General features: G+C 70.2%; 16 protein-coding genes. 9 read left to right on the top strand and 7 right to left on the bottom strand.

Annotated elements, in window-relative coordinates; all coding sequences use genetic code 11:
* Window positions 1-53 precede the first annotated feature (53 nt).
* Window positions 54-1,895, top strand: a complete 1,842-nt coding sequence (locus tag IL992_RS20290; protein ID WP_193204929.1) for an APC family permease — start codon at window positions 54-56, stop codon at window positions 1,893-1,895.
* 227 nt (window positions 1,896-2,122) lie between these two features.
* On the opposite strand, the gene IL992_RS20295 is transcribed toward IL992_RS20290, so the two are convergent.
* Window positions 2,123-4,036, bottom strand: a complete 1,914-nt coding sequence (locus IL992_RS20295; protein ID WP_404804775.1) for an APC family permease — start codon at window positions 4,034-4,036, stop codon at window positions 2,123-2,125.
* A gap of 436 nt (window positions 4,037-4,472) precedes the next feature.
* Here IL992_RS20295 and IL992_RS20300 point away from each other — a divergent pair, with 436 nt between their 5' ends.
* From IL992_RS20300 to IL992_RS20310, 3 genes are read left to right on the top strand one after another with little or no spacing between them, the layout of a single operon-like run.
* Complete coding sequence (locus IL992_RS20300; protein WP_193204930.1) at window positions 4,473-4,940, top strand: Lrp/AsnC family transcriptional regulator; 468 nt, start codon at window positions 4,473-4,475, stop codon at window positions 4,938-4,940.
* A complete protein-coding gene (gene lysA, locus IL992_RS20305) occupies window positions 4,937-6,265 on the top strand; it encodes a diaminopimelate decarboxylase (RefSeq protein ID WP_193204931.1) in 1,329 nt (442 codons plus the stop codon). The genes IL992_RS20300 and lysA overlap by 4 nt, the downstream gene beginning before the upstream one ends.
* 6 nt (window positions 6,266-6,271) lie before the next feature.
* Window positions 6,272-6,787, top strand: a complete 516-nt coding sequence (locus IL992_RS20310; RefSeq protein WP_193204932.1) for a hypothetical protein — start codon at window positions 6,272-6,274, stop codon at window positions 6,785-6,787.
* Between the two features lie 103 nt (window positions 6,788-6,890).
* Here the strand turns inward: IL992_RS20310 and IL992_RS20315 are convergent, their stop codons facing one another.
* A complete protein-coding gene (locus IL992_RS20315) occupies window positions 6,891-7,871 on the bottom strand; it encodes an NADP-dependent oxidoreductase (RefSeq protein ID WP_226873415.1) in 981 nt (326 codons plus the stop codon).
* Window positions 7,872-7,958: 87 nt separating this feature from the next.
* Here IL992_RS20315 and IL992_RS20320 point away from each other — a divergent pair, with 87 nt between their 5' ends.
* Window positions 7,959-8,555 (top strand): TetR/AcrR family transcriptional regulator, encoded by a 597-nt coding sequence (locus tag IL992_RS20320; RefSeq protein ID WP_193204933.1) that lies wholly within the window; start codon window positions 7,959-7,961, stop codon window positions 8,553-8,555.
* On the opposite strand, the gene IL992_RS20325 is transcribed toward IL992_RS20320, so the two are convergent.
* The 3 genes from IL992_RS20325 to IL992_RS20335 all read right to left on the bottom strand — a co-directional run bounded on the left by IL992_RS20325 (window position 8,524) and on the right by IL992_RS20335 (window position 10,948).
* Complete coding sequence (locus tag IL992_RS20325; RefSeq protein WP_319018688.1) at window positions 8,524-9,780, bottom strand: C40 family peptidase; 1,257 nt, start codon at window positions 9,778-9,780, stop codon at window positions 8,524-8,526. The two genes, IL992_RS20320 and IL992_RS20325, sit on opposite strands and share 32 nt — an antisense overlap.
* A 166-nt stretch (window positions 9,781-9,946) precedes the next feature.
* The gene (gene greA / locus IL992_RS20330; protein ID WP_079315666.1) at window positions 9,947-10,447 is read right to left on the bottom strand and encodes a transcription elongation factor GreA; all 501 of its coding nucleotides are present in this window, start codon (window positions 10,445-10,447) and stop codon (window positions 9,947-9,949) included.
* A gap of 75 nt (window positions 10,448-10,522) precedes the next feature.
* Window positions 10,523-10,948: a DUF4307 domain-containing protein gene (locus IL992_RS20335; protein WP_193204935.1), complete on the bottom strand. Its 426-nt coding sequence runs from the start codon at window positions 10,946-10,948 to the stop codon at window positions 10,523-10,525.
* 151 nt (window positions 10,949-11,099) lie between these two features.
* Between IL992_RS20335 and mca the strand changes: the two genes are divergently transcribed.
* Genes mca through IL992_RS20350 form a run of 3 tightly spaced genes read left to right on the top strand, consistent with a single transcriptional unit; the run spans window position 11,100 to window position 12,472 of the window.
* Entirely contained in the window at window positions 11,100-11,981 is an 882-nt protein-coding gene (mca, locus tag IL992_RS20340) for a mycothiol conjugate amidase Mca (RefSeq protein ID WP_319018689.1), read from the top strand.
* Between the two features lie 9 nt (window positions 11,982-11,990).
* Window positions 11,991-12,158, top strand: coding sequence for a hypothetical protein (locus IL992_RS20345; protein ID WP_179155211.1), 168 nt, complete (start codon window positions 11,991-11,993; stop codon window positions 12,156-12,158).
* Window positions 12,155-12,472, top strand: coding sequence for a GNAT family N-acetyltransferase (locus IL992_RS20350; RefSeq protein ID WP_193204936.1), 318 nt, complete (start codon window positions 12,155-12,157; stop codon window positions 12,470-12,472). The genes IL992_RS20345 and IL992_RS20350 overlap by 4 nt, the downstream gene beginning before the upstream one ends.
* A gap of 60 nt (window positions 12,473-12,532) precedes the next feature.
* On the opposite strand, the gene IL992_RS20355 is transcribed toward IL992_RS20350, so the two are convergent.
* Together IL992_RS20355 and IL992_RS20360 are read right to left on the bottom strand one after the other, a co-directional pair.
* Entirely contained in the window at window positions 12,533-13,696 is a 1,164-nt protein-coding gene (locus IL992_RS20355) for a hypothetical protein (RefSeq protein WP_319018690.1), read from the bottom strand.
* A gap of 11 nt (window positions 13,697-13,707) precedes the next feature.
* The gene (locus tag IL992_RS20360; RefSeq protein WP_193204937.1) at window positions 13,708-14,727 is read right to left on the bottom strand and encodes a helix-turn-helix domain-containing protein; all 1,020 of its coding nucleotides are present in this window, start codon (window positions 14,725-14,727) and stop codon (window positions 13,708-13,710) included.
* 110 nt (window positions 14,728-14,837) lie between these two features.
* Here IL992_RS20360 and IL992_RS20365 point away from each other — a divergent pair, with 110 nt between their 5' ends.
* On the top strand, window positions 14,838-15,866 hold the full coding sequence (locus IL992_RS20365; protein ID WP_193204938.1) for a saccharopine dehydrogenase family protein: 1,029 nt from the start codon (window positions 14,838-14,840) through the stop codon (window positions 15,864-15,866).
* The last annotated feature ends 1 nt before the right edge of the window (window position 15,867 follow it).

The following is a 15,867-nucleotide window of genomic DNA, read 5'->3' on the forward strand; positions in this document are numbered from 1 at the left end:
AACGGCTCTGGCAGTGGCGGATGATTGGGGCGTTTCCCCTAGTAGGAGGACTGATGTCCGTAACGCTCACCTCCACCGCGGCCTCCGCGGCGAAGGAGCCTCCTGATAGTGGCGAGAAGCACCGGCTGTCAGTGATCGGCGGTCTTGCTGCTCTTTCCTTGGACGCGATGGCCTCGGTGGCGTACGGCCCCGAGGCGATCGTCATCGTCCTGGCGCTCGCCGGCGGCGCAGGGCTGGGGTTCACCATCCCGGTCACCCTGACCATCGCCGGGCTGCTGGCCGTGCTGACCTTCTCCTACCGCCAGGTCATCGCCGCCTTTCCCGAGGGCGGCGGCGCGTACGGCGTGGCGAAGACCTATCTCGGCCGCCGGGCGGCGCTGGTCGCCGGGGCGAGCCTGATCGTCGACTACGTGCTCAACGTGGCCGTCTCTGTGGCCGCGGGGGTCGCGGCGCTCACCTCCGCGTTCCCCGAGCTCCTGCCGTTCACGGTCTGGCTGTGTCTCGGCGTGCTCGCCCTCATCACCGCGATCAACCTGCGCGGCATCGCGCACAGTGCGCGGGCGTTCATCGCTCCCACGGTGGTGTACGTCGGTGCCATCCTGCTGGTGATCGTGGCCGGCCTGCTCCGCGGCGAACCCGCAACGGTTACCGAGCACGCCGCGCAGGCGCACACCCTGCAAACGGTCGGTGTTCTGCTGCTTCTCAGGGCGTTCGCCAACGGATGCGCCTCGCTCACCGGTGTGGAGGCCATCGCCAACGCGGTGCCGTCTTTCCGGAAGCCGGGCGTACGGAGAGCGCAGCGGGCCGAGGTGGTCCTCGGCGGCCTGCTGGCGATCATGCTGCTCGGCATCGCCGCATTGATCGAGAAGTTCTCCATCGCCCCGGCAGAGGGCGTGACCGTGCTCGCCCAGGTCACGCGGGCCTCTTTGGGCGACGGCCCGCTGTTCTACCTGGTACAGATCTCCACGATGATCCTGCTTGCGCTGGCTGCCAATACGTCCTTCGGCGGACTTCCTGTGCTCGCCCAGTTGCTGGCGAAGGACAACAATCTTCCGCACCTGTTCGCGCTCCGCGCCGACCGGCAGGTCCATCGGTACGGCATCGCCTTTCTGGCGATCACCTCGGCCGTGCTGCTGATCCTCGCCCGCGGAGATATGAACCTGCTGGTGCCGCTGTTCGCCATCGGGGTCTTCGTCGGCTTCACGCTCTCGCAGTTCGGCATGGTCCTGCACTGGGTCGCGGAACGACCGAGGGGCTGGAAGGGCAAGGCGGCACTCAACGGGTTGGGGGCAGTGCTGACCTTCGCCGCCGCGATCGTGGTCACCGTCTCGAAGTTCACCGAGGGCGGCTGGCTCATCGTCGTGGCGCTGCCGCTCCTGGTGCTGGCGATGCAGTGGGTCAATCGGAGTTACGGACGCATCGGCCGACGACTGGAGCTGGGCAGGACTCCCGCCCCTCCCCGCCCGCGCCGCTCCCTCGTGGTGGTGCCGGTGCACGTGGTGAGTCGCCTGACCCGCGACGCCCTCTCGGCCGCGGTCTCCCTGGGCGACCGGGTGGTTGCCGTCAACGTCACCCACCCCGGGGACGAGCGGGAAGCGCGGCGCTTCATCGAGGACTGGCAGCGCTGGGATCCGGGTGTGGAGCTTGTGCAGGTGTCCGGCGCTCACCGACGCCTCGACGAGCCCCTGGTGGAATACCTCAGAAACGTCCCCGAGCCACACGTTTTCGTCCTGATCGCCGAGGTCGAACCCGAGCACGCATGGCAGCGGTTGTTGCAGAACCAGCGCGGTGCCGTCCTCGCCCGGGCGTTGCGCCGCCGAACCGACACGGTCGTCTGCCGCATGCGCTTCCGGGTGGGTTCGTCGACGGCCGACCCGGTCGTCGCCACGCATTGAGGCAGCGTTCGGCGACGTGACAGCCAGCGGTGGGGGCGTACCAGCGCGCCCGGACGGTGGTGGAGTCCACGGCGATGTCCCACTCCACCCGGCCTTCGGCCTCCTGCGGCCTGCCCGCTAACGGGCCCGCACCTGGCACCGGCGGGCCGCGCGCTGCCGGTGCCGGACCTCGAAGCCTTCGTCGACACAGAAAAGAAAAGTACGCCGAGAGACGGTTACCAGCCCTCCTAGCCGACGTGGACGTGGGGCCTGCGCACGAGGTCCGGCTCCGCCTTGCGCAGCACCTCGCGGGTGAGCGGGGGCACGTCGCCGCCGCCGAACACCAGGTAGCGCAGCATGGCGAGCACCGGGTTCCCTTCGGCCCAGTGGAAGTAGATGTGCGGCACCGCACCGGTGCGGTCGCGGAGGTGGAGCAGGAGCGCGGCCAGCGAGTTCGGCACAGCCGAGCTCTCGATCCGCAGGATCCTGTGCCCGTAGCGCTCCTCGCCCCGGACGTGCAGTTCCGTCTCGAACTCCGAGGCGTCCGGCACGGTGACCTCAACGAACATCACCGGCTCCTCGCTGCGCAGCCGGTGGTTGATCCACTGCTCGCGGAGCTTGTCGTTGTACTCGTCCTGGTCACGTTGATGGGGCTCGTTGGCGATCAGGTGGATCAGGCCGCCGGCCTCGTTCACCCACTGCTCGGCCAACGGGTCCAGGTCGACCTCGGTGACCCGCAACTCGGTGGAACGGGTGGCCCGGGAGATCACCGAGGTGACGATGATCGCGGCGATGAAGAACGAAGCGATCTTCACGCCGTCCGGCCGCTCGACCACGTTGTCGACCAGCGTGTAAGCAAGGACCGCCGCGATCAGCCCGAAGCCGATCGAGGCGGCTGTCTGGCCCTTCCTGAACGCCGACAGCGTCACCGCGACCGCCGCCGACAGCATCAGCACCAGAACCCCTGTGGCGTAGGCGCCGCCCTGGGCGTCCACGTCGGCGTCGAAGATGATCGTGATGGCGAACGCGATCGCCGAGAAGACGAGCACCAGGGGCCGCACCGCGCCGGTCCATTCGGGCGCCATGCCATACCGGGGGAGATAGCGCGGCACCAGATTGATCAGGCCCGCCATGGCCGAGGCGCCCGCGAACCACAGGATCGCGATCGTGGAGATGTCGTACACGCTGCCGAACCACTCACCCAGGAACCTGTGCGCCAGATAGGCCAGCGCGCGGCCGCTCGCCTTGCCACCCTCCTCGAACTCCTCGTGCGGGATCAGCACGGTCGTGACGAAGCTGGAGAAGATCAGGAAGACGCTCATGACAAGCGCGGCCACGGTGAGCAGCCGCTTGGTCCCCTTGATCCGCTGCCGTACGTCGCCCCTGACCATCGGCATCACGGCGACGCCCGTCTCGAAGCCCGACATGCCCAGCGCGAGCTTCGGCATGACCAGCAGCGACAGGCCGATCATGGCCAGGGGGCCGCTGTAGCCGACGTCCAGCGTGTGCGTCCAGTCGACGACCACCTGGGGCGCCTGGAGCACGTGGATGATCGAGGTGACCACGACGACGGCGTTGAGCCCGAGGTACACGAGGACGAGGATCACCGCGATGCCGATCGCCTCGGTGAAGCCCATCAGGAACACGCCGCCGAGCAGGGCCAGCAAAAACAGTGTGACGGGCACCCGCTGCCCCTCGAGCCAGTGCGGCGCGAACGGGTTCTCCAGGATGTGCGCGGTGGCGTCGGCGGCCGACAGCGTCATGGTGATGACGAAGTCGGTGGCCGCGAACCCGAGTAGGGCCAGGACGAACAGCTTGCCCCACCACTGCGGCGCCAGCTTCTCCAGCATCGCGATCGAGCCCTGGCCGTACGGGCTCTCGGCGGCCACCCGGCGGTAGACCGGCAGCGCGCCCAGCAGCGTGAGTGCGACCAGGAAGACCGTGGCAAGGGGAGACAGGAACCCGGCCGCGAGCGCCGCGATCCCCGGCTGGTAGCCGAGCGTGGAGAAATAGTCCACACCCGTCAGGCACATCACGCGCCACCACGGGTGCTTCGTGTGCGGCCCGTACTCGATCTCCTTGCGATCGGTCTGGAGACCCTCGAGCAACCAGGTGCGCACGGGACCCGTCGGCGTGGCGACAGAACGCCCCAACCTGGCCACCTCCGGCATCAAGGACGCGTAAAGCAACGCATGCACACTACTGGCGGAATCACCGCCATCAGAGGAGACAGGGCGTCAAAAAGGCGTCAAGAGCGGAAGTTGTTCGATCACAGAACGTGACGACGGGTGCTCCTGGTCCCGAGGGTTCGAGGGCGGGTTCCCGCGTCGAGGGCGGTGAAGCGTCCGCCCTCCTTGGGCAATCGGCCGACCGCACGTCCGCTCCCCACGCAAGCAGCCGAGGTCCCCTGGTCGACGCCGCCGGGGACAGTGCTGAGTGTGGTGCACGTCAATCGGGCGTCAGATTCGGCGGGGCCGCCGTAGGGATCGCGTCAGGATCGCCCACCTATGGACTGGCCCGTGCTTAGCGTGTCGTGTGTCCTATTTCCGGGCTGTTTGCCCGTTCAGCACGACAGGGCCGTTCAGGAGGCGGTGTGCGGTGAGATCTCTCGACGATGTCGACCGGTCGCTGCTCCAGGCGCTTGCGCGGGACGGCCGTGCTCCGGTGCGGGCCCTCGCCCGCGACCTCGCGCTCGGCGACAGCACGGTCTCCGTCCGGTTGCGCAGGCTGCGCGACAGCGGAGCGCTGGCCGCCGTCCGCGTCGAGGTGGACCCAGCGGCGTTCGGCCGCCCGATCCAAGCAGTCGTACGCGTCCGGCTGCGCCACGACGTGACGTGCGGGCTCTACGAGCGGCGGCTGCGTGAGATGCCCGCGGTGTTGAGCGCGCTGGTCCTGCTCGGCGACGCCGACGTCGAGGTACGGGTGGCCTGCCGGAGCATGGACGACCTCGAACTGGCGGTGGCGGCGCTCCGCGAGGCGGGCGCCGACACCACCTGCACCCAGATCGTGACCCGTACGGTCACCGGACTCGGCCAGGCGCTCCTGGCGGAGAAGAGAACGAAATGAGCCTGCTGATCACACCTTCGCCTACGACGGAGACGGCCGACGGCCCCTGGCCGGCCGGCGCGCGCTTCGGCGCCGACGGGCATGCGGAGGTCGGCGGCGTCGACCTGATGAAGGTGGCCCGGCGCTTCGGCACCCCGGCGTACGTCATGGACGAGGCGGACGTGCGTCTGCGCTGCCGTGCCTACCGCGCCGCGCTGCCCCGGGCCGAGGTGGCGTACGCCGCCAAGGCGTTCTGGTGCCGGGCCATGGCCGCCTGGATCCGGTCCGAGGGGCTCGCCCTCGACGTGTGCTCGGCCGGTGAGCTCGCCGTGGCGAGGGCTGCCGGCTTCCCGGCGGACAAGATCATCTTCCACGGCAACGCCAAGACCCCGGCGGAGTTGCGCGCCGCGGTGGACGAGCGCGTCGGCCGCATCGTCGTCGACGACCTCACCGAGATCAACCGCCTCGCCGCGCTCGTCCCCGCGGGGATGCGGCAGAAGGTGCTGGTGCGGGTGATTCCCGACATCGAAGCCGGGGCGCACCCCGCCATCCGCACGGGCGGGGAGGACCACAAGTTCGGGCTGTCGATCGCCGCCGGTGTGGCGAGGGAGGCGGTGAACCGGATCCTCCGCCAGCCGCGCCTGGAGCTGGTCGGCCTGCACTGCCACCTGGGATCCCAGATCACCGTCGCCGAGCCGTACGAGCAGAGCGCGCGGGTGCTGGTGGAGCAGCTCGCGCGGATTCGCGACGCGCACGGAGTGACGCTGCCCCAGCTCGACCTCGGCGGCGGCCACGCGATCGCGTACACGAGCGGGCAGAGCGGCCTGGCTCCCCTCCAGCTCAGCTCGTTGGCCGCGACCGTCGAGAGGCGTTGTGCCGGCATCGGCCTGCCGGTGCCGCGGCTGACCGTCGAACCCGGACGGGCCATCGCGGGGCCCGCCGGCGTGACGCTCTACCGGGTGATCACCATCAAGAAGGGGCTGCGCCGCACGTACGTCGCGGTCGACGGAGGCATGAGCGACAACCCCCGGCCCGCGATGTACGGCTCGCGGTACGAGATGCGCATGATCGGCCGGGCGACGCACGGGGGCGAGCGCGACTTCACCGTGGTCGGCCACCACTGCGAAAGCGGGGACACGCTGGCCGAGGCCGCCGCGCTCCCTGCCGACATCCGCCCCGGAGACGTGCTCGCCGTCGCCGCCACCGGCGCCTACAACCACTCGATGGCCTCGACGTACAACATGAACGGGCGCCCACCAGTCGTCGCCGTGAGCCGGGGCAAGGCCCGCCTCGTCATCCGCCGCGAGGGCCTCGACGACCTGCTGCGCCGTGACGTCGGCCTCTGAGAACTCGTGGGGAAGATCGTGCACGTCTCGTCGACGGGGCGCGTCCTGACGGCCGCGCTCCTGATGATCGTCGCCTGCGCGACCAGCGCGATCGTGAGCGCGCTCCTGACCCGCGACGCGGACGCCTACACCGACGGCCACCGGCGGGTGACCGCCCAAGTCGTACGGGTGCTACGGACCCCCGTCGCCGCGGCCCGGTCCGCTCCTCTGCCCGCCGCCGTGGTGGAGGTCGTCTGGATCGGCCGGGACGGCCGTCCCCACACGGGCAGAACGGTGACGACCTCCGGGCACCAGGCAGGGGACCGGCTGCCCCTGTGGGTCGACGCCGGCGAGGAGCCGGCCCCCGGCCCCTCACCGACCACCATGGTCGTCGTGGTCGCTCTGCTCGCGGGACCGACCGCGGCCGCCGGCCTCTGGACCGCCGGCCACCTCGTGCGGTCGAGATGCCGCGCGTGGACCGCGCGGCGTGCCGTGGCCGGGTGGGAAGGCGAATGGCGGACCATCACGGCCAGAGAGCGCTGAGAACGGCGACGGTCACAGCCATCCCCTCCTCTTGAACACCATGTAGAGGACTGCCGACGCCAGCATCATGAGGCGAACGTGGGCAGTCGGCGGCGTATGGCGGCTAGTCCGTCGGGTCCGGCACGACCCGGAGGACGATCTTCCCCTGGATGTGGCCGCGCTCGGCCCGTTCATGGGCCCCCGCGGCCTCGGCGAGCGGGAAGACGGAGTCCAGGCCGACGCGCAGCCGGCCCTCCTCCAGCAACCGTCCCAGCTCGGCCATCTGCTTTCCGTCCGAGTGGACCTGGCCTGACCGGAACGTGATGCCCAGCCCGGCCGCGCGCTCCCGGTGGTACTCGCCGTAGAAGACCGGGCTGATCACGCCGCCGGGCCGCAGGACCGGCAGGAACCGATGGGCGTCCGGCCCGCCCACGGTGTCGATGAGCACGTCCACGTCCCGCACCTCGTCCTCCGCACGGGTGGTCGTGTAGTCGACGAACTCGTCCACCCCCAGCTCACGCAGGAACGTCTCGTGCCGCCCCGAGGCGACCCCGATGACGTACGCGCCCCGCGACTTGGCGAGCTGCACCGCGAAGTGGCCGACCCCGCCGGCGGCGCCGTTGACCAGCACCCTGCGGCCCTCGCCGAGCTTGATGTGATCGAAGACGTACTGGTAGGCGGTGAGCCCCGCCATCGGCACGGCGGCCGCCTCCACGTGGCTGAGGTTGGCCGGCTTGCGGGCCAGGTGGAACGCGGGCGAGGTGGTGTACTCGGCGTATCCCCTTCCCCCGTGCTCCACGGAGGGGAAGCGCACGAGGCCGAACACCTCGTCGCCCTCCTGCCACTCGGTGATGCCGGGGCCGACGGCGGCGACGATGCCGGAGATGTCCGAACCCGGCGTGTACGGCAGGGGGAACGTGGGCCGCAGTTCCTCCGGGATGTTGGCGAAGCCTCTACGGGCGTACCAGTCGGGCGGGTTCAGCCCTGCCGCGTGGACCTGGACGAGCACGTCCCCGATTCCCGGCTCGGGGCGGGGGACCTCCTCCACCGCCAGAACTCCGGGTTCCCCGGTCCTGTGCATGCGGACGGCCTTCATCGTGGGCATCGATCCTCCTGGACGACTACGATTCGGAGCGATGCTCCGGATAATAAGCGGAGCACCGCTCCGTATGTCAAGTGCAAGGATCGACGCATGACGGGCCGACAACAGCGCGCGGACGCGCAGCGCAACTACGAGCGCATCCTGGAGGTCGCCAGGACTGTGGTGGAGGAGCAGGGGACCCAGGCGTCGCTGCGCGACATCGCCCGGCGCGCCGAGGTCGGCATGGGCACGCTCTACCGGCACTTCCCCACGAGAGAGGCCCTGCTGGAGGCGTTGCTCCGGCAGCGGTTCGACAACCTGGCGGCCCGCGCGGAAGAGTTGGAGGGCGCGGGCGACTCCCACGAAGCGCTACGGCAGTGGCTGCGGGAGTTCCTCCGCGGCGCGAGCGCCTACCGCGGCCTGACCGCTTCGATGATGACGACGATCAGCGACGAGGACTCTCCCCTGCACGCGTCGTGCTCCGCCATGCGGGAGGCCGCCGGACGCCTGGTCAAACGGGCCCAGGACGACGGCCACATCCGCCCCGACGCCGACGGGATGGACGTGTTCGCGCTGATCAGCGCCGTCGGGTGGATCGCCGAGCAGGGCCCGGTCGTCGCCGAGCGGCGCGATCACCTGTTCTCGGTCGTGCTGGACGGCCTGGCCGCCGGCGCGGTCAGCGGACGCGGGCGGAGAGCTGCGGACTGACCCGGACGACCCCGGCGAGGTTCTTGGTGTAGACGTTCGCGATCTTCACGACGTCGCCGGTGTGCGGGGCGTGCAGCATCTTCCCGTTGCCCCAGTAGATAGCGACATGCGAGATGTAGCCGGGGTTGGTCGGATCGTTGCGCCAGAACAGCAGGTCGCCAGGCTGCGCCTGCGACAGCGGCACCTGCGGACCGGTGACCCACTGCTGGTACGTCACCCGCGGCATGCGCACGCCCGCCTGCGCGTACGCCCACTGCACCAGCCCCGAGCAGTCGAAGCTGTCGGGCCCCTCCGCGCCCCAGACGTACGGCCGGCCGAGTTTGCTGACGGCCGCCGTGAGCGCGACCCTGAGCTGCTCCGCGGACATGAACGCGGTCTGCGGCCACACCGTGCGTCCCTTGGGCGTCACCACCACCGGGTTGATCGTGGCGACCTGACTGCCCTTGGGCAGGATCTTCAGCAGCCTGAGGCGGAGCTTGCGGGAGTCGACCTTCGGCGCGCTCACGACCAGGGCGTTGCCGTCCGGGATGCCGAGCGCCGCCGCCGTCCCCTTCGAGACGATCGCCGCGATCGAGCCCATGCCCACCGTGGCGTACGCGCCGATGCGCAGGCGCCTGACGCCGCTGTGGACCTGCGAGCCGAGCTGCACGCCGCCGTCATTGCCGAGTTCGAAGGAGACCGCCATGTCGCCGGCGGCGACGTTGCGCCACAACTCGTCGGAGGAGGCCGTCACCTTCGGCGTGTACGACCGGAAGGTGGACGGGTCGACGCCCATCGTCGGCACCCGCTTGCCGTCCACCACCACGTCGGCCGCGCCGGTCACCTCGGCGGCGGTCACGCCCTTCGCCTTGCGCACCTTCTCCACCACCTCGGGTGGAAGGGGCCGGTTGGCCACCACGAACAGGTGCGGGCGGATCAGCCGCTGCAGCGGAGCCACCGGCTGCTGCGTCACCGTCTGGGCGACGGGGGCCTGACGCCCTGGCGTCGGGGACGACACGTCGCGGGCCTGCCGGGCCGCCGCCACGTAGCCGTTGCCCGTACGCCGCTCGGAAAGAGCCGTGACCACACCTGAGTCCGCGGACTCCGCCCGGAGATCCCGGAGCACGAGCACGTCGGCCGTCAGCACGGTGACGAGCGCCACGACGATGAGGGGAACCGTCCTGCGCAGGCGCCCCGGGCGGGGCAGACGGGGGCGGTAGGCGAGATCCTGACGAGCCTCGGACACGACTCTCGCGAACTTCCTGCCTAAACGGGTGGACGGACGCGCTCGGCGTTCGAGCACGATCTCACCCCTCCCGCGGCTAATGGTCCGGTCCACGACGAGACTGCCGCACGGCCGGGAATACCGCAAACGAATCCGGAATTCCCGGCCGGGGCGAAAAGGGTGGAACCTAGTTGCCGATGTACGGCACGGCTTCGAGGATCTCTACGGTGTTCTGCCTGCCGTTGGGCAGCGTGTACGTCGCCTTTTCCCCGATCTTCTTGCCGTTGATCGCGGACCCGAGGGGGGAGTTCGGCGAGTAGACGTCGATGGGCGCGCCGCTCTCCTCGCGGGAGGCCAGCAGGAAGGTGACCTCCTCGTCGTCGCCGTCGAAGCGGACCGTCACGGTCATGCCGGGACCCACGACGCCCTCGGCGCGGGGAGCCTCACCGACCCTGGCGTTGTCCAGGATCTGCCGGAGGTGGAAGATGCGGGCCTCCATCTTGCCCTGCTCGTCCTTGGCGGCGTGGTAGCCACCGTTCTCCCTGAGGTCACCCTCTTCCCGGGCGGCTTCGATCTTCTTGGCGATGTCCGTGCGACCCGGGCCCGAAAGGTACTCGTACTCCTCCTTGAGGCGGTCGTACGCCTCTTGCGTCAGCCAGGTGACGTTGTCGTTCTGGGAGACGGCCACGGGCTCTCCTTGTTTCCGTAAGTGACTCGAAAGGCTGTCAAGTTAACGCCTTCGAACGCTTCCCCAAAGATTCCACTATACGAGATCGCAGTAGTCGACATGTACTGCCGTGGCCTGGGAACTCGTCCTCAGCCGCTCGGTGAACTCGAGGTCCGACCGGCCCTTGGGAATGTCGACCTCGCGGCTGCCGACCTCCAGGTGCTGGGTGTCGAGTGCCTGGATCCGGCACATCGCCGCCCGGTCGGCGGGCTTGTGCACGGTGAAGGTGATGACGGCGGAGTCCGCGGCGCTCGCGTCAAAGGTGATCACGTCGGCGCTCACCGAGGGGTTCCCGTTCGCGCGGAGCATGACATAGCCCCAGCCGCCCGCCATGACCGCCACGATGAGCGCGATCACGATGTACGGCACCAGCCTGGCGGGCCGCGCCGGGCGGGGCGCGAACTCGTCCGGCGTGCCGAGCACCGGGCGCGTCCCCTGGCCGCCGGCCTCATCGGTGGGCATCGCGGAATCTCCCTGAGGATTGTCGGTGTTGTGCGAGACGATCGTCCGCACAAGTCGACCGTGTCCGCGACGCGGCCCATACCGGGTCCGGAACACACGGTCTCTTAGAAGCTAACCTCTTTTCGTAGCCATAGGACACCTGAGGAGAGACGTGAGTGCACCGTTGAGGCTGATGGCCGTGCACGCGCACCCAGACGACGAGTCGAGCAAGGGCGCCGCCACGATGGCCCGCTACGTCGCGGAGGGCGTGGAGGTGCTCGTCGTCACATGTACGGGTGGTGAACGCGGCTCGATCCTCAACCCCAAGATGGACCGGCCCGACATCCTGGAGAACATGGGCGAGGTGCGCCGCCAGGAGATGGAGAAGGCGCGCGAGATCCTCGGCGTCCAGCAGCGTTTCCTCGGCTTCGTCGACTCCGGGCTGCCGGAGGACGAGAACGAGCCGCTGCCCGAGGGGTGCTTCGGGCTGCAGCCGCTCGAGGTGGCGTCGGCGCCGCTCGTGGCCGCCGTCCGGGAGTTCCGGCCGCACGTGATCCTCACGTACGACGACAACGGCGGCTACCCGCACCCGGACCACATCATGACCAACCGGGTCTCCGTGGAGGCGTTCGAGGCGGCGGGCGACCCCGACCGCTACCCCGGCACGGGTGAGCCGTGGCAGCCGCTGAAGCTCTACTACCACATGGGCTTCACCCGGGAGCGGTTCGAGGCGCTGCACAACGCCATGACCGAGCGCGGCATGGGCTCGCCGTACGCCGACTGGATCGCGCGGTGGGAGGACCGGCCGCAGAAGTGGGACGTCACGACCAGGGTTCCGTGCGCCGAGTACTTCGAGGTCCGTGATCTCGCCCTGCTCGCGCACGCCACTCAGGTGGACCCGGACGGGTTCTGGTTCGTCTGCCCGCGTGAGCTGCAGGAGGAGATCTGGCCGACCGAGGACTACCACCTCGCGCGGTCGCTCGTGGACACCACATTGCCGGAGGACGACCTATTCGCGGGGATCGCCGCGGAGGTCACCCCTGCCTGCTCGTAAGCTGAAGGCGTGGATGCAACCAGCTACGGGCCGGGTCTCCTGGGCTTCCTCGTCGTCGCCGCGATCGGTTTGGCCCTGTTCTTCCTTCTGAAGAACATGAACAAGCAGATGAGGAAGATCCAGGTGCCGCACGACGAGCGCGAGGACGAACGGCGCGGGAACGGGCCCGAGGCGTGAGCGCGGCCGCTCAAGTCGTCGACAACCCCGCCGCGTCGCGCTATGAGATCGTCGTCGACGGGATGGTCGCCGGGTTCGCGCAGTACCGGCTGCGGGGCGGCTCGATGGTCTTCCCGCACACCGAGGTGCGCGACGAGTTCGAGGGCCGCGGGCTGGGCAGCAGGCTGGTGGGTGGGGCCCTCGACGGAGCACGGGCGGCCGGCCTCCGGGTCGTGCCGCTGTGCTCGTTCGTGGCCTGGTACATCCAGCGGCATCCGGAATACCGCGATCTGGTGGACGACGACTACCGGGACCTGGTCGACACGCCCGGGTGATCCCCCCTCAGCCGGCCAGCTCAGTTGGGCAGCTCAGTTGGGCAGCTCAGCCGGCCAGCTTCAGTCGGGCAGCGCGGGGCCTGAGGACCAGGCGCGCTCCAGCGCCTTGGGCAGGCCCCACCAGCCCAGCGGGGTCAGCACCTCCGCCCGGTCCACGATGCCGAGGTGCGCCCACAGCGGCGTCACCGCCGTGAACAGCATCTCCGTCGCCTCCAGGTCCTCCGGCTCGTCCGGGTCCATGTCGACGTCCTCGGAGTCGGCGATGAACCGGGCGATCCGCTCGGGCGAGGCGAGCACCCCCGGGCCGTACCGGACCAGGGCGATCACCGACGCGAGCCAGTCGGCGTGGTGGATGGCGCACAACGAGGCCAGTATCGAGTCCTCGTGGCTGAGCTCGCCCTCCATGTCGAAGAACCGGGCGGCGTCCTCCTCGTCCGGCAGGTCGGAGATCGGCGCGGCGATCCCGGCGGCGACGGTGAGCCACAGGTCCTCGTCCCGTTCGGGCAGATCGCCGTCCTCCAGCCCGGCGCAGGCGCGCAGCACGTTGCCCGGATAGCCGGGCCGCGTCAGCGTCACGCGCAGCCGCCGGGCGGCCGAGCGGAGATCGCCCTCGGGGAAGGGCGGCTCCGGCAGGTCGTCGAGCACCCGCCGCAGCTCGCTCAGCGCGAACGCCTCCTCCTCGTCCCAGGCGGCGTACAGCTCCTGGTCCTGTTCGTCGTTGACCACGACGTTGGGCACCCGGCCGTCCGGCAGCGGAGTGCCGAGCCAGCGCTCCTGGAGCTCCTCATAGGCATGCCGGGCGTCGAGATCCCCGGCGGCCAGCGCGTCCGCGTCGATCTCCCCGGCCGCCAGCCGCTCCTCCAGGAACTCGACCAGCCGCTCGTACATCTCGGTGGCCACCGGGCCGCGCTCGCTCTCCTCGGGCCACAGGAAGTAGCTACGGGTGAGCATGATCGGCTCGGTCCCGCTGGACTCCAGCCAGCGCTGCACGTCGCCGACCGTCGCCACGCCGGACTCGATGCTCATCAGCACGGCTTTGGCCGATTCCCAGAACTTGGGCGACAGCGGGTTGCCCGCCGCGAGCAACTGCCGCCGCAGGTCGGGAAGGGCGACCAGGGCCTGTCCGGACGGCACGGCCAGCAGCACCCGTGCGACGTCGCGCCGCGTCATGGCGGCCGCCGGGCGTCCCGAGTGCCTGATAGCGAAGTCCAGATCCAAGCCCACGTCCTGTGAGCCTACGCCGGGACGGGCCGGAAAACATCCCCGCGGTCCCCCATGCGTTCCTCCGGACGTGACAGCCCCTCCGGCGCGGGGCGGGTCCGGGAGCGGAAGGTGCGGCGGTAGGTGTCCGGAGGCACGCCCACCGTGCGGTTGAAGTGCCGCCGCAGGGTCGTGGCGGTGCCCATGCCGGTGGCCGCCGCGATGGCGTCGATGCTGTCGTCGGTGGTCTCCAGCAACTCCTGGGCGTGGCGGATCCGCTGAGTCAGCAGCCACTGCAGCGGGGTGGTGCCGGTCACCGACCTGAAATGGCGGCCCAGATTGCGCGAGCTCATCCGCGCCTGGCGGGCCAGGTCCTCCACGGTCAGCGGATGGTCCAGCCGTTCCATCACCCAGGGGAACAGTTCGGCGAGCGGGTGGTTGTCCGGGGCGGGCACCGGGGTGGTGACGAACTGGGCCTGGCCGCCGTCCCGGTGCGGCGGCACGACCAGGCGGCGGGCGACCGTGTTGGCGATCGAGGAGCCGTGGTCGAGGCGGACGAGGTGCAGGCACAGATCCATGGCCGCGGCCTTGCCCGCGGAGGTGAGCACGCTGCCGTTGTCCACGTACAGGACGTCCGGGTCGACTTCGACCTGGGGGAAGCGGGCGGCCAGGTCTCGGGTGTGCGCCCAGTGCGTGGTCGCGCGCTTCCCGTCCAGCAGGCCGGCGGCGGCCAGCACGAAGGCGCCCGTGCAGAGGGAGGCCACGCGTGCGCCTGCCTCGTGGGCCGCGCGCACCGCGTCGACCAGGCCGGCGGGTGGATCGACATCGACGTCGGCCCAACCCGGGACGATCACGGTGCCGGCGTGCCGGAGCCGGTCGAGGCCGTGGTCGGGCTCCAGCAGGAACCGGCCGGCCCGCACCGCGCCGGGCCCGCAGACGACGAAGCTGTACCAGGGGTCGGCCGCGCCGGTCGGATGGGTCCCGAAGACCTCGTACGCCAGCGACAGCTCGAAGTGCAGCATCCCGTCGGTGACGGCCAGCGCGACAGTGCTCATGTCCGAAATTGTACGGGTCATGGCGTTCCGGACACTCGTGCCGAACACTCCCTCCTCGTCAGGATGTCCACGACAGATCGCAGCAGGTCGTTCGAGTAGAAGGAGAACCGATGGGATCGGGCCTCACGGTGGCGGTGTTCGGCGCGTACGGGCACACCGGGCGCTTTGTGGTGGCACAGCTGCGGAATCGCGGGTTCGTTCCGGTTCTGTCCGGGCGCGACGCCGGCAAGCTGAAGACGCTGGCGTCCGAGTCCGGGCTGGAGGCCCGCCCGGCGTCGGTCAATGACCCGGCCTCGCTCGACCGCGCACTGGCCGGCGCGGCGGCCGTGGTCAACTGTGCCGGGCCCTTCGCCGCGACGGCCGCCCCCGTGATCGAGGCGGCGCTGCGCGCCGGGATCCCGTACGTGGATCTGGCGGCCGAGATCGAGGCCAACGTCGACACGTTCACGCACTTCGCGGACCGCGCCCGGGCAGCGGGAGCGGTGATCGTCCCTGCGATGGCCTTCTACGGCGGTTTCGGCGACCTGCTGGCCACCGCCGCGATGGGTGACTGGACGACGGCCGACGAGGCACACGTCGCGTACGGGCTGAACAGTTGGCACCCCACCGCCGGGACACGTGCCTCTGGCGTGATCTCCGGGCAGCGGCGGGGCGGCCGGCGCGTCCGTTACGCGAACGGCCGGCTGGAGTATCGCGATGACAAGGCGCCGACCCTGGAGTGGCCCTTCCCCGACCCCATGGGGCCCCGGGCCGTCATCGGGGAGTTCACGATGGCTGACGTCGTCACCATTCCCAGCCACCTGTCCATCCCCGACGTGCGTACCTACATGACCGTCGAGGCGGCAAGGGACCTGTCGGACCCGGACACGCCGACGCCGGCTCCGGTCGACGAGCGCGGGCGGTCCGCGCAGACCTTCCTCGTCGACGTCATCGTGCGCTCCGGCGGCAGCGAGCGGCGCGCCGTGGCGAGCGGCCAGGACATCTACGCCATCACCGCGCCGCTCGCGGTAGAAGCGGTCGACCGCGTACTCACCGGACGGACCAGGACCGTCGGCGTCGCCTCCGCCGGCGAGATCTTCGACGCCCTCGACTTCCTCCGCGCGCTGTCCCCCCACATCGCCCTGGAACTGCGTCGGTAGC

The organism is Microbispora sitophila (genome assembly GCF_014892245.1).
GTDB lineage: Bacteria > Actinomycetota > Actinomycetes > Streptosporangiales > Streptosporangiaceae > Microbispora > Microbispora siamensis.

Excerpts from the sequence above, each read along its gene's own strand:
- IL992_RS20320 (WP_193204933.1), top strand. The coding sequence starts at position 7,959 with ATGACGGGCCGACAACAGCGCGCGGACGCGCAGCGCAACTACGAGCGC.
- IL992_RS20365 (WP_193204938.1), top strand. The coding sequence starts at position 14,838 with ATGGGATCGGGCCTCACGGTGGCGGTGTTCGGCGCGTACGGGCACACC.
- IL992_RS20290 (WP_193204929.1), top strand. The coding sequence starts at position 54 with ATGTCCGTAACGCTCACCTCCACCGCGGCCTCCGCGGCGAAGGAGCCT.
- IL992_RS20315 (WP_226873415.1), bottom strand. The coding sequence starts at position 7,871 with ATGCCCACGATGAAGGCCGTCCGCATGCACAGGACCGGGGAACCCGGA.
- IL992_RS20360 (WP_193204937.1), bottom strand. The coding sequence starts at position 14,727 with ATGAGCACTGTCGCGCTGGCCGTCACCGACGGGATGCTGCACTTCGAG.
- IL992_RS20335 (WP_193204935.1), bottom strand. The coding sequence starts at position 10,948 with ATGCCCACCGATGAGGCCGGCGGCCAGGGGACGCGCCCGGTGCTCGGC.
- lysA (WP_193204931.1), top strand. The coding sequence starts at position 4,937 with ATGAGCCTGCTGATCACACCTTCGCCTACGACGGAGACGGCCGACGGC.